The sequence below is a fragment of the Phaeodactylibacter xiamenensis genome, assembly GCF_965229835.1.
GTDB classification, from domain to species: Bacteria; Bacteroidota; Bacteroidia; order Chitinophagales; family Saprospiraceae; genus Phaeodactylibacter; species Phaeodactylibacter xiamenensis.
In genome coordinates, this window is sequence record NZ_OZ245931.1 from 3,921,573 (window position 1) to 3,936,819 (window position 15,247).

Here is a 15,247-nt window from a genome sequence, read left to right on the forward strand (position 1 = left end):
GTTGTGCATACGGGGGCTTTTCACCAGCCGGTCAAAAGCACTTGATTTATGAATGCTCAAAATTACGTGCCTGAACGCTTTTGAAGCTATCCTGGTGGTTTGAAAAATGAGACATACCCCCTTTCCCATACATGAAAAAGGAGACACGATTCCATTTTCACTCAGGCAGTCGATCGGTTTTCCTGAATAACCACCGAGGGAGAAACACCATATTCTGCTTTGAAGAGTGTTGAAAAGTAACCGGCATCCGAAAAGCCCACTGCCCGCGCCACATCTTTTACCGTCTCGTATTCGCCGCTTTGAATCAGGGCGTAACTCTGTTTCATTTGTAATTGGCGGATAAAAGTGCTCGTGCTCAGCCCCGTTACCTTCTTGACCTTCCGCAGTAACTGACGCCGGCTGATACCCATCTCCTCTGACAATAACTCCGTACTAAGTTGAGGATGCCCGAGGTGGGCAATAACAACTTCTTCGAGGTGGGCAATCCAGACATCTGATTGTTCAGAACCCTTTGCACGCGCTTCCTCCATCTCTGACAGGGATGATGCAGCAAGCTCTTTTGACGCCGCTTTTGCTGCGCTATTGATTTCCTGTTCCAATGTATCGATAGCCTCCCTGGCGTCTTCCAGGGCGGTGGCTTTTATTTCCCTGGGCACTGAGGGGTCAGCGAGGGGGGTCAGCATTTCGGACAGGGAGAGGAAGGGAGGGGTGCCAGGCAACTTCGGAGCTTTGGATACTGGTTCACTGCCAGGTGAAGTGGATTCGAAGCGCGCAGGACTATTCTCTGCACCGATGGAAGACCTGCGATGCAGAGCCCCCAGTTGTTGTGTGAGCTCCTCCCAACGTGCATGAAATTTATTCCTCATGCGACGGAAGTGCAGCATAAGCAACAGAAGCAGTGCCGTATTAATAAATATAGCAATCGAGACAACAGTAATGATGATCCCAGAAGATTCCATGTGTTCCATTCTTCGGTATTTACCCCGGTCTTCAACAAGACCGACCCTCCGCCTGGCATTTCAGACAGAAGATGATGAAGGGAACCTTTGGGAACACGAGCGCTAAGACGAGAAGATTTATGGGTTGTGTGTCGTCAGAGCAGTGTTTGCTCCACAAAAATAGTAAAGGCCACACATAAAAAAAAGTGTCCTTTAGTCTTAAAAAAGTACCTGTTGATAGAAAAGCGGAATTACCGACTTGAACTTTAACACATATTCCTTCATCTTCGTACCAGAAGAATGCAACCAAATGCAATTGGCTTGCGTCCTTTCAATACCCGACTGAAATAGACATATACGCCAGGCATATTGTCCTGCGCTATCTGCACATCACCCTTTGCCGTTGCCGACAGGCATTGTGGCTATCCCCTGCTATTTCAAGTCTGGTATTATATACCCGTTACATATTACGGGCATGGAAGACACTAAACAGGCTTGAGCAAAGCCTGCTAAAGAATAGAGTTTTTTCATACTAATCCAAGTTACGTTGCTGTGCTCATTTTGCACAGCAACCTTTGGGTTTCTGAAAGATTACCAAGAGCGTTTTTTCATACTAATCCAAGTTTCTGAGGGCAGCCACCACGGTTGCCCTCTTTTTTTGCTCCAAAATGAAGAGGCTGTGGCGAAGGATTGCTCACCACAGCCTCTGCCGTATTTAAACTAACCAGTGTTGATTACCAGGCGGGGATCAGGTTCAGCCCAAACGTACCTTTTGTTTCCCGCTGAAGCGGAATGGCGTAATAAGGCTCAAGTACCAGAGCACCGAATAAGTTTACCCGCATAGAGGCGCCCACGCTCATCAGCGGTTGCGCGCCAAACCGGTCTACAATAGGCTCGCCGGTGGGCCCGATCAGGGGGTTACCTTCGTTGTCCGTCCGGTAGGTAGGACCGCTGAGCTGTTCAAAATCATACCAGGCTACTGCGGCATCTGCAAAGAGCGTCAGCTCAGAGAAAAGCAGCCCGGATTTAATCAGCGCCAGTCGCTTCGGCCCGGTGAAAGGGATACGTACCTCAAAGTTGGCCACTGCCAGCTTACTACCAAAGAGCTCGTCTATGGAGCGGCCGTTTTGGTTCAGAATGGCACTTGCATCGCGTGTACTATAGCCCCGGATAAACCAGCTGCTACCGGCATAGTAGGGGAAAAGTTCGTTCGCGCCCTGCCCGTACCGGCCAATGTGCATTGCCCGCATCGCCAGCCCAAACCAATTAAAATATTTGTATTTACGATAGTCTGCTGTGGCCTGGAAGTAATCAAACTCTCCAAAGAAGCGGTCCACACCAAACCGGAACCGGTGGCCATTGAGCGGGCCAACCAGCCCCCCCTGAGCGTTGTCGCCAACCAGCGCCACACCGGTATTCCACAGATTGAACCCCTCAGGGCTGTCCAGCTTTTCCCGTTCCTGCCCCAGTTGCCGCCCTACGAATGTACCATCGGTCTCGTAGAAATTGACGTACTGATCGAGGCGGGAACTGTAACGGGCAAAGGAAGCCGACCCCTCCACCCGAAGCTTAGTGGAGAATGGTAAAGCGGCAAATACCGTGGCTTTGTCCTCAAAAATCCGTTGCACGAAGAAGGTATCCGCCAGAACGGGAATGGTTAGGTCATCATCAATTGGCAGGCGATCAATGCCTCTACCTCCAAAGGCAAAACTCCGAAATGGCATGTGAGAGATGGAAGCGCCCCAGTTGAGCTGACTTTTCCGGTTGATGTAGGCCAGGGCCCCGCCGAAGTCTGTAATCTCCCCGTTCAGCGCCAGGCTGGTGAACAGTTGATTATCGCCCAGAATGTCACTGAATAGCAGATCTACGCCACCTGCCAGCCCGGTCTGTGCGCCAAAGGTATTGCTTGTGCCTACGCCCACGCCGGCACTACCGCCCACATAATCAAGCTGAAACTTAGGCTTGTAGGGCACCGTGGTCAACGCGGAGTCTGCCAGCTCTGCCTTAGGCGGGAGTTTTTGGAGAATACGGTCTACCTTGCTTTGCACCATTTTATTGAAACGGGGCAGTTGTGCCGCTTCGAAGTCCACTTCCAGAGGGTCTACCTCCTTATTCAGGAAATCGATAGGGCGGGCCCGGTAGATGCGGTAGCCATTCTGAGAAAAATAGGTATACAGCACCCGGTCTCTGCGCCGTGCTATGCTGATCGCCGGTGCATAGTGGGTAATGCCGCTCACGCCGGTAATCAGGTCGGTCAGCTGAAAGACCTTTTGGCTGTATGGCTCATAGCGGTAGATATTGCGGAAACCATCGCGGTTGGACAGAAAGATGATATTGCCGGTAGTGTCAAAAACCGGATTCAGGTTATCGGCACCGGGGAAAACATCGATATCCTCAGCGCGCAGGCTTGCCATATCAAAGGTAGCCAGGTTGAAGGCCCAGCGGCCGTTAGTACGTCCTCGTTCCCGGGCCAGGCGGTCGGTTGAGAATACAATCTGATTCCCATTTTCCGCCCATTTGGGGTGCATTTCCGAGTAGGCATCGTCGGTGAGCTGCTCTACTTCGCCAGAACGGGCATCAATGAGGTAGAGGTCGGTCTCGCCATGATCCAGCCCCGTTACGACAAAGTGCTTACCATCGGGCGACCAGTCCGGATTGCTGAAGGCCTGCAGCCCATCAGGGCGTAGTTCCCGCACTGTTTTACCACTCTCCACATCCTTCACGACCAGGATATTGCGCCCTTTACTAAAAGCGACAAAGGCAAACTCGCGGCTGTTGGCGGACCAGGTACCGGAGCTTTCGATGTAGTTGAAGTCATCGATATGCCCGGCGCGGGTACTGCTCGCTACCTTACGGATGATCTCTCCGGTGCGGGCATCGGCCAGGAAAAGGTCGATGGAAAAGAGGTCTTTCTCAGACAGGAAGATAACGTACCGCCCGTTGGGGCTGATTTCCGGGGCGACATTCATGCGGCCGCCGTTTTCGGTACCGATTAGCTCCCGTCCTACCAGGCGATCGGTAGTTGCCGTGGTATCAAATGCGGCACCAAAATGACGCCTGAATCCGTCCACCCAAAGTTTAGACAAGTCATCTTTTGTCATGCCCAGTACCCGTATGGAAGCCTCCTCGAAACCGTACTTAGCTACACCTTTAAAGAAAGGCTCAATGATTTCGTCCCCCTTCAGGCCGGTAAGAAAAGCCCAGAAGACCTGTCCGTACCGGTAGGGAAAATACTTAGGGTTATTGAGGTCGTCGAGTGTTGGGATATCATCATTCAGCACCGCATCGCGCATCCACATCGCGGTATGTGCGTCGATACTGCCAATGGACAGGTATTCGGCCATACCCTCCACCATCCAAAGTGGGAGGTTGCTCAGGCTTTGCAGGTTGGTGGAATCCCCATTGAGGATCATATTGTACTGAAAGGCGTGGACCAGCTCGTGCCCCAGTACGTGGTGGGTCTGCTGATGCGACATCGCAAAAGGCATAATGACCCGGTTTTTCAGGGCCTCTGTCACCCCACCGGTCCCCACCCCCACATTGCCGGAGATGGCATTAGTCTGCTGAAAATCAGCATGGTCATTGTAGAAAATAAGTGGATTGCGCTGTGCGATGGTATCCCGCAGTACATGCTGATGCATGCGGTACCATTGCTCCGCCTCCTCTGTGATTTCGCGCAGACGTTCCGGGTTTTCGAGATAGTGGTAAATGTCGAAATTGGGACTTTGATATACCTCAAAGTCGAAGGTTTCGTACTTCGCTTTATTGCGACCAAAGTACTGTGCAGACAAAGTCTGAGCACCCAATACCGCAGCAAGCAGTAAGATCAGATGTTGTATTTTCATAGCTTTCCTGTTTGGATCTGAAGCAAATAAGCTAGTGCCTTACCCCACTGGAGTTCAGCAGTTTAACCATCTTATTAACACTTGAAACAGGCGATAAGTGCACGGCTTCGGTTAAAGTCTTCTTAAACAACGTTAAGCTGTTGTTAGCAAATAAGACTGTGTTGGGATTTCACCCTTTGGGCTGCATTTGCCAAATTTTATCCTGCACTTCGTTGCTCTCCCGCCTGCCATAGTCTTGTACGGCGGGCAGGTCAGTCGCTTAGCTCAGGCTAGGCTCCTTCATCGCGCCCCCGACGATGAATGTCGGGATCAAAGACTTGTTCAGAATAAAATTTGACTGCATTCGCTCCAAAAGCGAATTCCCAACACGGTCTAAAAAAGCGCTGACTGCAACGAGTGCAATCAGCGCTTTTCAGGGCTTTAGGGTTCAGGATTTTACTGCACACTAATGCGCTGCAGGTGATCCCCAAGTTTCAGCCAGTACATACCTTTAGCCAGGCCTTCGAGGTTGAGTTCGACATGCACTTGTCCGGCGCCAAGCTGTTGTTGCCGCACCAGCTGCCCGAATGCGTTAACAAGCTCCAACTGAGCAGAAGCCGGCAGCGGCACCTCCAGCTGTACCTGAAGCAGGCCTTGCACCGGATTTGGATATGCACGGAATGCCCCGCCCGATGTCCCTTCCACCACTTGCTGAGGCATAGGCATCTGTGCCGCCCGCGCCCGCTCCCACTCTGCATCCCAGGCATCGAGCGTTTCCTGAGAGAGTGCAAGGACTTCCGAATGGCCTCCATCTGTATCTTCCGGTTCTTCGCCAATAAAGCGCAGATTACTCACTACGCCACCGGCTGTGACCTGGTCGTTGGCAGAAAACAAAGCCATCCCTATTTCAACACATTCGGGCAGATCCAGCTCTACGGCATGAATGGGCGCGAAAGGGCTGTTGCCAAAGCGCAGTGCGCCCCTTACAACGTTGTTATTAGGCTTTCGCCAGAGCCGCATGAATACACGTTCGCTATCTCCAGGGAAATCACCATAGAAGAGTACGTTACGGTCTCCTTCGAAAACGAAACGCTCCTGCCAGCGGAAAATACTGGTCAGGTTGGTCGTAAAAGAGGCATAAACATCGGATGGATCATTACTGGCACGGATCATAAGCCCGATATTGCTGCTGGGATCTATGGATTCCACTTCCACTTGCAAGCCGGTGCGGCCACACAGCGTCCGGGTAATATAGGCGTAGTTATCTTCGGTCAGATCAGGCTGATTGAAAGCGGTGGTGGTGATGGTGAACTCGCCACGCTCCGGGTTATCGGAAGTACAGGGATTGTAGGCAAAAGTACTTCCGCCGGGAGTAAACCCTACATTAAGACCCGTCCAGCCAGGCAGCAGGGTGTCACCTATGGCCACTGTCACATCGGCATCACAGCTGTCCATATAGCCTAGTGCATCAGTCACGACCAGGCGGACGGACTGCGGCACTTCCACATCATCACAGTAGAATGTAGCCTGCCCGGAGGTCGCCAGGTCAATATCTTCGTAACCCGGTGTACTGCCGCCGTCAATATCAGAAGGGTAGACCGTACCCTGTCCCAGCGGCCCCAGAATAAGGTCAAAGCTCTGGCATACCGCTTCCGGTATGGGGTGGCAGGTGTAGGTTAGTTCGTAATTGCCGGTGGCGCCATCGGCCCCATCCACGTAGACATAGTAAGTTACGCCAGATTGTGTGATGCCGTGCAGGAAAGACGTATTGCCCGTGCCGCCATCGTCATCTGACAACACACAGGTGAAGTCACCTTCACAACCATCCGGGCTGACATATACGGAAATACGGGTATCGAAATCTGTCCCGGGGTTGTCTGTAGTAAGCACGCCAATCTCGCCATTGCCCTGAAAGGTATACCATGCCCCCTGACCGACCTCTTCAAAGCAAGCCGGTGGGCTATCTACGATCGTCAGCAGCTCATTGGAAGCGCTCACCGTTGTACCACAGAGGAGTTCAGTTGCCCGCTGACAAACATCATTACGCATGGGAGGGATGAAACCCAGCGACCAATCGACAACGGTGCCTTTGTCGGTACGCACATCGTCGCAGATTTCCAGCTTCCAGGTACCATTAACGGGCTCCCCGTCAAAAGCAGCAGCGATGGACCCACCTTCTGCCTGGAATTTCCCTTCGAAGGGCGACATGCCGCTCGTAATGGGCAGCTCACCATCCTGGAAGCGGGTATTGTAGTAATTGGCGCCGAAGCCGTTGTCGGTTGTCAGTTCCAAAGAAGTACCGGAAGGAGAGGTCAGGTAAATATCAAGATCACCGGACCAGGTATGATCAATACTGATCTGTACGTAATACAGTTCGTGCTCATCGCCAATTTCACCTGTCAGGGGTACTTCAGCGGTGAAGGGCGTGAGGTCCGGGCACTCGTCATCGGGGATATCCCCGGTAGTGCCCTGATAAATCTGAGCTTGCGCGAGGGCTCCGCTAAGGAGCAGTGCCAGGACCAGCCCGGACCGAAGCTGTAGGGTAAAAAAGAAGAGGTTGCGTACAAAACCGTTCATAAGATTAATGATTTGGCGTTGGCCGCACACACTGGCACGGCAACATCTGGTCAATGAATACCAAAGCATCTGACACCGGTCAGCGGCTTGATAAATTCTAATCTTAAGTTTGTGATTTGTACGAGTGCGTTTCTGAAAGAGAAATCTGCCCTCTGTGATTTGTGCCGTAAAGATAAGGTTATTTTGGGGAAATACCAGGCTTTGTTTTTTGAATTGTAGTAAAAAGGTGGGGGGACACAAAGGGGAAGAAAGCGGCACTACCGGCTCTTCGCGCACTTTGCATGCCCCCTCAATAAAAGGAGTTGGTGGATGTACGCAAATCCTCCGGTTTTCTCGTGCCTGATTAATAGGCGTTACCTGTTCTGCGAAAATCCTCGTACTTTAGCGGTCTGTGCTTCACGCTTCCATGACCCCAATCTCTGCCCTGATGAAAAGTTGAGCAATGCCAGGTTGCGGCAGGAATGGGAGTAAGCAAGCATGAGAGAGATCTTGCGACTTTAATAAAAAATGAATGGGAACGATAGAATTTTTCAGAGAGGGCATTCGGAACCTCCAAACAGTAGGCACGCTGACCCGCAGCTCCAAACAGCTCTGCAAGGGCATGATCAAGCATATAGATTTTGAGCAGGCTAAGGTCATTGTTGAATTAGGTGCCGGCGACGGGGTCATCACTAAGCATATCCTTCGCAATATGCGCCCCGACGCGAAGCTGATCGCTTTTGAGGTGAACCCCAAGTTTTGTGCACTGATGCGGGCGATACAGGATGACCGCCTTATTGTAGTGGAAGACTCTGCAGAGCATATTGGCAAATACCTGGCAGAAGCCGGTGCAGAGGAAATAGATTTTGTCGTTTCCGCCATTCCCTTCGTAGCGCTGCCCAAAGAGCTTGGGCGCCTCATCGTTGGCAAGGCGCACCAATACCTTAAGAAAAAAGGCTTGTATATCCAAGTCCACTACTCCCTTGTTATGCGTCCGCTGTACAATGCTATTTTTGGCAATGTGGATACCAATTTTGTGCCCATCAATGTGCCACCTGCCTTTGTTTTAGTGAGCCAGAAACGATAAGCGACCATAGATGAACCGACTCCTGCTATTCCTGCTCTTATTTTCTGCCTGCACCCCCTCTCCAGAGGCTAATGAAGAATCGGTAAGTGAACTGCCTTCTGCACCTGATGTCCTCCGCCAAAGCCTGCAATTTCATGACCCGGATGAGCGATGGCTCACCAGTCAGTTTCGAATGGTGATCGATGAGCCCCGGACCAACTTCCCGGAGCGGCAGAGCACCATTCTGATCAACTTGCCCGAACAGACCTTTGAGGTGACGCGGAATTACGAAGGCACGGTTGTACGGAGGGGTATTAATGCAGAGCGCTGCTACAGCTTTATTGATGATCAGGCCGTGGACCCTGCCGACTCTGCCACCGTAAATCAATACCGGTTGCAATGTGACCGCACTCAGGGCTATCAAAGCTTTTACCAGCTGCTAACGGGGTTGCCGATGACCCTGTTCACTCCGGAAGTCTCCCTTGGGGAAAGCGTAGATGCCGTAGACTTTGGGCCCTATGCCTGCTACGCCGTCTCCGCCCGCCTCAACAACCCGATCATCAGCGAACAGTGGATGTTTTACTTCGACCGGGCCGATTATCAGCTCAGAGGGTACCGGGCAGCCGGCGAGGGCGCTGCGGAATACCTTGAACTCGACGGGCTTGTCTCGTTCAACAATATGCAGCTGCCCCGCATGCGGCATTGGTACAATCTGGCAGACACCACTTACCTGGGCTCCGATATTGTCATCAATATCGAAGCACTTTAGCACAGCGTCATCATCGGTCTGCCTGCTTGTACAGGTCAATATAGTGCTGATCCAATTCCTCAGAATCTTTGTATTTCACCCGCAGGGCCTGTAGCTCTTTTTCCAGCTGTGCCCGGATTTCTGAGTAGGCAAAGTCATTGATCAGGTTGTTCATTTCCAGTGGGTCACGCTTGCGGTCGTAGAGCTCCCAGGTGTCGATGTCATAGTAGAAGTGCACGAGCTTGTAGTCCTCGGTTACGATGCCGTAGTGCCGTTTTACCATATGTACGGCCGGATACTCATAGTAGTGGTAGTACACCGCCTCCCGGTCCCAGGCTGAGGTGTCTCCTTTGAGCAGAGGCACCAGGCTTTCGCCCTGCATGTCATCGGGCGCTTCCACACCGGCTACTTCCAGCAGCGTTTGGGCGAAGTCGAGGTTTTGTACCATTTCGGTCGTTACGGAGCCGGCCTCCACCTGCCCGGGCCAGCGCACCAGCAGCGGGGTTTTGAAAGACTCATCGTAGATGAAGCGCTTATCGAACCATCCGTGCTCGCCCAGGTAAAAGCCCTGATCGGAGGTGTAGACGACGATGGTATTTTCAGTCAGCCCGTTCTCATCCAGGTAATCAAGCAGGCGGCCAACATTCTCATCTACTGCCGCGATACTGGCCAGGTAGTCCTGCATGTAGCGTTGGTAGCGCCACTGCATTTTCTCCTTTTCGCTCATATTGGGATAGCGCTCCTTAAAGTCTTCATTCATTTTGCCGTATGCGGCGTGCCAGGCGGCTTTTTCCTCCGGCGTCATGCGCTCCACCTCGTGCTTGAAGGCGTTGATATCCCAGTCGGTGGTGGGCTCAATGCCCAGTTCCTCCATGACTTCCGGGTATATTTTGGAATCGCCCGACCAGTTCATGTGCTCCAGGAGGTTCATCTCCGCCTGTTGGGCTGCTTCCCGGCCTTCATAATCGTCAAAAAGGGTTTCCGGCTCCGGGAAGGTCTTCTTCAGGTATTCTTCGTAGTAGCGCTGTGGGGGCAGCCACTCGCGGTGGGGCGCCTTGTGCAGGTACATCAGCATGAAGGGGCGGTCCGGATCACGGCGGTTGTCCATCCAATCGAGGGTGAGATCAGTGATGATATCCGTGGTGTAGCCTTTGATGATCGTGTCTCCCGTGTTGGTGATAAAGCGAGGGCCATAGTATTTGCCCTGTCCCGGCAGGATTTTAAATTCATCCACCCCTTTGGGGCTGTTCCCGAAATGGAGCTTGCCAAACATGGCGGTTTGGTAGCCCGCATCCTGCAGCAGCTGCGGGAAGGTCACGTTGGTCGTATCAAAAGGAAAACGGTTGTCAATTTTGCCATTGATGTGGCTGTGCTTGCCGGTAAGAATGACAGCACGGGAAGGCGCACAGATGGAATTCGTCACGCAGGCGTTGGTGAACAACATCCCTTCCTTAGCCAGCCGGTCAATATTTGGCGTTTGAATCAGCTTATTGTTGTAGGCGCTGATGGCCTGATAAGCGTGGTCATCGGCCATCATAAAAACGATATTGGGCCGCTCCGGCGTGCCCTGCCCGAAGGAAAGACTGGCCCACAAAAAACACAGGAGTGAAAAAGATAATCTCATGGTATAGCTTGGTTTTAACTTCTAAACTTTGATGTAAATGCGATTGCGGTACAGCAACCACGCCAGCGCCCAGAAAAACAGCACATTCGTGATGGCAAACGCCAGGGAAGCATTGTAGGGGCTGAGAACCGAGGTGTAAAAGGTATCGTAAATCCAGGTTTTGAGTGTCACGGCCTGTCCGCCCGCCTCCCAGCTGATGGTATAGCTCAGTTTTGCAACGAAGCCTGACAGGACGAACACGAATAAGGCATTAGCCCCATACACATAGAATGGCTTTCCCCAGGTAGTGTAACCTTTCACATCCGCCAGCCAGTAGATGAGGCTCAGGAAGACGAGGGCAACGCCGCTGCTGTGCAGGACATAGGAGCTGGTCCACAGCGCTTTGTTGATGGGAAAGCCCAGGTTCCAGAGCTCGCTTAACACAATGAGTACGGCTCCAGCCCCAAGGAGCCCAAGAAAGCGCCGTAGGTCATCCGCTTCGTTTTTCATCCAGTAGGTGGCCAGCATACCGCTTATGCCTGTGGCAATTGCCGGCAAGGTGCTCAGCAGCCCTTCCGGGTCCCAGGTTTTGGATTGGCTCCAGAGGTGCCCGGTCCCCAGCAGCGTTCGGTCGAGCCAGGCGCCCAGATTGGTTTCCGGCTCCAGATTGGGCGCAATGCCGCCCGGCACCGGCACGAGGGCCATGATGCCCCAGTAGCCCAGCAGCAATGCCACGGCAATGCCCAATTGCCCCTTCCAGGAAGTATTGAGAAAAAGCAGGGCACAAATGGCATAAACGATGGCGATCCGCTGCAGTACCCCGGGAATGCGCAGGGTGCTGTAATCGGCATAAATCAGCCCGATGAGCGCAATGCCTGCCCCGGAAGCGAGGACGAGGTACCACGACCGCTGCGCGAGGGTGGCCTTTACCGGTTTTTGCCCCAGAGCGACGCCCCGGAGGAAGAGGCTCACCACGAAGACCGCGACCAGTACATAGTGCAACAGGAGCAACCCCGAGGGTACAGCGGCTGTGAGTTTGAAATGGGGAAAAGCCGCCAACAGCAACCCCAGCCCAAAAATGAGCAGGCTGCGGATGCCAATTTTGCGCAAAATCTGTCCCTGTGGCTGCCCCAGGCGCTTGCCCAATGCCAGCGGAATGGCCATCCCCACCGCAAAAAGGAAGAAGGGAAACACCCAATCGGTAGGTGTCCAGCCATGCCATTTGGCATGCAGCAAAGGTGGGTATACCGTAGACCAGGACCCCGGGTTGTTTACCAGGATCATACCGGCAATGGCCATCCCCCGGAAGATGTCGAGGGAGATGAGGCGTTGATTTTTCGTTGTTGTGGCTGTCATTTCTGGTTTAGCAATTGGTAACCTGAAGAAACAAAATTTATTTTTGCCCTGCCAACACCATAAGTAGTTTGACGTAAATAAAATTGCGCCCTATGCCCCGAATAACCCTGCTCTACCTGCTGCTAACCATCACCACTGCTAATCTTTGGTCGCAGCCGGTGGAGATGCAGCCGTATGCCGGAGGTACGCTTCTGATAACAGCTTTACCTACCGCCCCCTTTCCGGCAGCTGCCCGGGCAGACGGGTACGACTACAACGGGCAGCACTATCTACGGGAAAAACATTATCAGGACAGCACCGTAGCCATTTTTATCCCGGCAGGGTTTGAGCGGAGTGACTCGGCTGATTATATCGTCCACTTTCATGGATGGTGGAATAGCGTGGATAGTGTGCTGGCCACCTTCAATCTCCCGGAGCAACTCGATGCTTCCGGCAAAAATGCCATTTTGGTGATCCCACAGGGCCCCAAAAACGCACCGGACTCCAACGGCGGAAAGCTGGAAAACAGCGGAGCCTTTGCTGCCTTCCTAAAAGACGTCAGCCGCGTAGCCGCCCGCCACCTGAACCTCCGCAGGCTGCCGCACCGGCACCTCATCCTCTCCGGTCACAGCGGCGGTTACCGGGCCATGGGTTACATTCTGCAGCAGGGCGGGCTTCCGGAGCCCATCCGGGAGGTGTGGCTGTTCGATGGGCTATACGGGCAGCTGGAAAAATATGCGATGTGGCTGGAACGGGGCGGGCCCAGCCTTGTCCTGCTCTACACCGATGAAGGGGGTACTTACTCCACTACCCTTGGCTTCCGGGACAGCCTCAAAGCCTGGGGGCTCCCATTTACGGAAGTGGAAAGCAGAAACGGGCAACCGCTGCCTGCTCTGCCGGACAGCGGTACCGTTTTCTGGCATACGGACCTGGGGCATAATGCGGTACTCCACGAGCGGCAGCAGTTTGCGCACTTGCTCAGGCATTGCGCATGGCTTCAAGACAAGCGTAAAAAATGACAGGTTTGACATTTTGACAGCGCAGGCAGCCTAAATTAATTGCTAACCTCTGGTACCTCCCTCTGACTTTTTGTCACTCAACCATTTTTGCTACAGCATGGAAAACGGAATTGGCATCTGATTTGCTTGTCGAATTTTCAGACACCGCCCTTTCTGAATGCTGGTGTCAGGCAATTCATCACCAAAATTTTGTTTGACATGAGTGAAGTACACTTCAAACCGATCAACGACCGCGTGGTGGTAAAGCCACTACCGGCAGAGGACAAGACCGCAGGAGGTATCATCATCCCGGATACGGCTAAGGAAAAGCCACAGCAGGGAGAAATCGTGGCAGTAGGCCCGGGCAAGGAAGGCGTCAAGCCAACCGTAAATGTAGGCGACCGGGTACTCTACGGCAAGTACGCCGGACAAGAGCTGAAGTACGCCGAGGCCGAGTACCTCATCATGCGCGAAGATGACATCCTCGTCGTCCTCAACTAATCTTCAATTTGGTTAACGCTCAAAAACTTTTGAAACATGTCAGCTAAGGAATTGAACTGGGGCAATGGTGCCCGCGAACACCTCAAAGCCGGCATTGATAAGCTGGCCAACGCTGTTAAAGTGACCCTGGGCCCTAAAGGCCGCAACGTGGTCCTGCAGAAAAGCTTCGGCGCGCCCCGCGTCACCAAAGACGGGGTAAGCGTGGCCAAGGAGATTGAACTTTCCCACCCGCTCGAAAATATGGGCGCTCAAATGGCCAAGGAAGTGGCCAGCAAAACGGCCGACCTCGCCGGTGACGGTACCACTACTGCTACCGTTTTGGCGCAGGCCATGATCACCGCCGGGCTAAAGAACGTAACTTCCGGCGCCAGCCCGATCGACCTCAAGCGGGGTATCGACAAGGCGGTAAAAATCGTAGTGGACAACCTCCACAAGCAGGCCGAGCCGATCAAAGGCAATTTTGAGAAAATCCGTCAGGTAGCGACCATCTCTGCCAATAACGACGAGGAGATCGGCAAGTTGATCGCCGACGCGATGGAGCGCGTAACCACCGATGGTGTCATCACCGTAGAAGAAGCCAAAGGCACAGAGACCTACGTAGACGAAGTGCAGGGCATGCAGTTTGACCGCGGCTATCTTTCGCCTTACTTCGCCACCAACACGGAGCAGATGGTGACCGAGTACGACCACCCTTACGTCCTGATCCACGACAAGAAGATTTCCAATGTCAAGGATATCGTACCGGTGCTGGAAGCCGCTTCAAGAGAGAACAAGCCACTGCTGATCATTGCGGAAGACATCGAGGGCACAGCGCTGAGCACCCTTGTGGTTAACCGCCTGCGCGGCACCCTTCAGGTAGTAGCGGTGAAAGCGCCAGGCTTTGGTGACCGCCGCAAGGCTATGCTGGAGGACATTGCCGTGCTGACCGGTGGTACTGTCATCAGTGAGGAGCGCGGCTACAAGCTGGAGAATACCACCCTAGATCTCCTCGGGCAGTGCGAGAAGATCAAGGTGGACAAGGACAACACCACGATTGTGGGCGGCAGCGGTACCGAAGATCTGATTCAGGCCCGCGTCAATCAGATCCGGCAGCAAATTGAGCAAACCACATCCGACTACGACCGCGAGAAGCTGCAGGAGCGCCTGGCGAAACTGGCCGGCGGAGTGGCTGTCCTGCACGTAGGCGCTGCCACAGAAGTGGAAATGAAGGAGAAGAAAGACCGCGTAGACGACGCCCTGCACGCGACCCGGGCAGCCATTGAAGAAGGCATTGTGCCTGGCGGTGGCGTATCTCTGGTCCGTGCCATTAGCGCCCTGCGGCAGGTGAAGTTCGACAATGAGGACGAGTTTATCGGCGCAAGCATTGTGAGCAAAGCCCTTGAGGCACCGATCCGCACGATTGCCGGGAATGCAGGGGTGGAAGGCAGTGTGGTGCTGCAGCGCGTACTCGATGGCGAAGGGGCTTTCGGGTACAACGCCCGCACCGGCAACTACGAAGACCTCAAGCAGGCCGGCGTGATCGATCCTGCCAAGGTTTCCCGCATTGCGATTGAGAACGCTGCTTCCATTGCCGGTATGGTCCTGATGACCGAATGCACCATCAATGATGCGCCTGAGCCTAAGGACAAAGGAGCGATGGCTGGTGCCGGCATGTACGATGACATGATGTAAACCACTC

General features: G+C 53.4%; 10 protein-coding genes. 5 read left to right on the top strand and 5 right to left on the bottom strand.

The window, feature by feature from the left end; translation table 11 throughout:
• Positions 1-161: 161 nt before the first annotated feature.
• The 3 genes from ACO08I_RS14780 to ACO08I_RS14790 form a co-directional block, all read right to left on the bottom strand.
• On the bottom strand, positions 162-968 hold the full coding sequence (locus ACO08I_RS14780) for a helix-turn-helix domain-containing protein (RefSeq protein ID WP_421949703.1): 807 nt from the start codon (positions 966-968) through the stop codon (positions 162-164).
• A 704-nt stretch (positions 969-1,672) separates the two neighbouring features.
• Complete coding sequence (locus ACO08I_RS14785) at positions 1,673-4,783, bottom strand: hypothetical protein (protein WP_421949704.1); 3,111 nt, start codon at positions 4,781-4,783, stop codon at positions 1,673-1,675.
• Positions 4,784-5,218: 435 nt separating this feature from the next.
• Positions 5,219-7,339 carry a proprotein convertase P-domain-containing protein gene (locus ACO08I_RS14790; protein ID WP_421949705.1) on the bottom strand — a complete coding sequence of 707 codons (2,121 nt, stop codon included), beginning with the start codon at positions 7,337-7,339 and terminating at the stop codon, positions 5,219-5,221.
• 511 nt (positions 7,340-7,850) lie between these two features.
• On the opposite strand from ACO08I_RS14790, the gene ACO08I_RS14795 reads away from it, so the two are divergent.
• Both ACO08I_RS14795 and ACO08I_RS14800 read left to right on the top strand, forming a co-directional pair.
• Positions 7,851-8,405 (top strand): class I SAM-dependent methyltransferase, encoded by a 555-nt coding sequence (locus ACO08I_RS14795; RefSeq protein ID WP_044217470.1) that lies wholly within the window; start codon positions 7,851-7,853, stop codon positions 8,403-8,405.
• Positions 8,406-8,415: 10 nt separating this feature from the next.
• Entirely contained in the window at positions 8,416-9,153 is a 738-nt protein-coding gene (locus ACO08I_RS14800) for a DUF6503 family protein (RefSeq protein ID WP_421949706.1), read from the top strand.
• Positions 9,154-9,163: 10 nt separating this feature from the next.
• On the opposite strand, the gene ACO08I_RS14805 is transcribed toward ACO08I_RS14800, so the two are convergent.
• Entirely contained in the window at positions 9,164-10,756 is a 1,593-nt protein-coding gene (locus ACO08I_RS14805) for a sulfatase family protein (RefSeq protein WP_282784365.1), read from the bottom strand.
• Positions 10,757-10,777: 21 nt separating this feature from the next.
• Complete coding sequence (locus ACO08I_RS14810; protein ID WP_282784363.1) at positions 10,778-12,091, bottom strand: acyltransferase family protein; 1,314 nt, start codon at positions 12,089-12,091, stop codon at positions 10,778-10,780.
• Between the two features lie 92 nt (positions 12,092-12,183).
• Here ACO08I_RS14810 and ACO08I_RS14815 point away from each other — a divergent pair, with 92 nt between their 5' ends.
• The 3 genes from ACO08I_RS14815 to groL all read left to right on the top strand — a co-directional run bounded on the left by ACO08I_RS14815 (position 12,184) and on the right by groL (position 15,240).
• Entirely contained in the window at positions 12,184-13,089 is a 906-nt protein-coding gene (locus ACO08I_RS14815) for a hypothetical protein (RefSeq protein ID WP_421949707.1), read from the top strand.
• A gap of 198 nt (positions 13,090-13,287) precedes the next feature.
• Positions 13,288-13,569: a co-chaperone GroES gene (locus ACO08I_RS14820; protein WP_282784359.1), complete on the top strand. Its 282-nt coding sequence runs from the start codon at positions 13,288-13,290 to the stop codon at positions 13,567-13,569.
• Positions 13,570-13,605: 36 nt separating this feature from the next.
• Positions 13,606-15,240 (top strand): chaperonin GroEL, encoded by a 1,635-nt coding sequence (groL, locus tag ACO08I_RS14825; protein WP_282784357.1) that lies wholly within the window; start codon positions 13,606-13,608, stop codon positions 15,238-15,240.
• Positions 15,241-15,247: the final 7 nt, after the last annotated feature.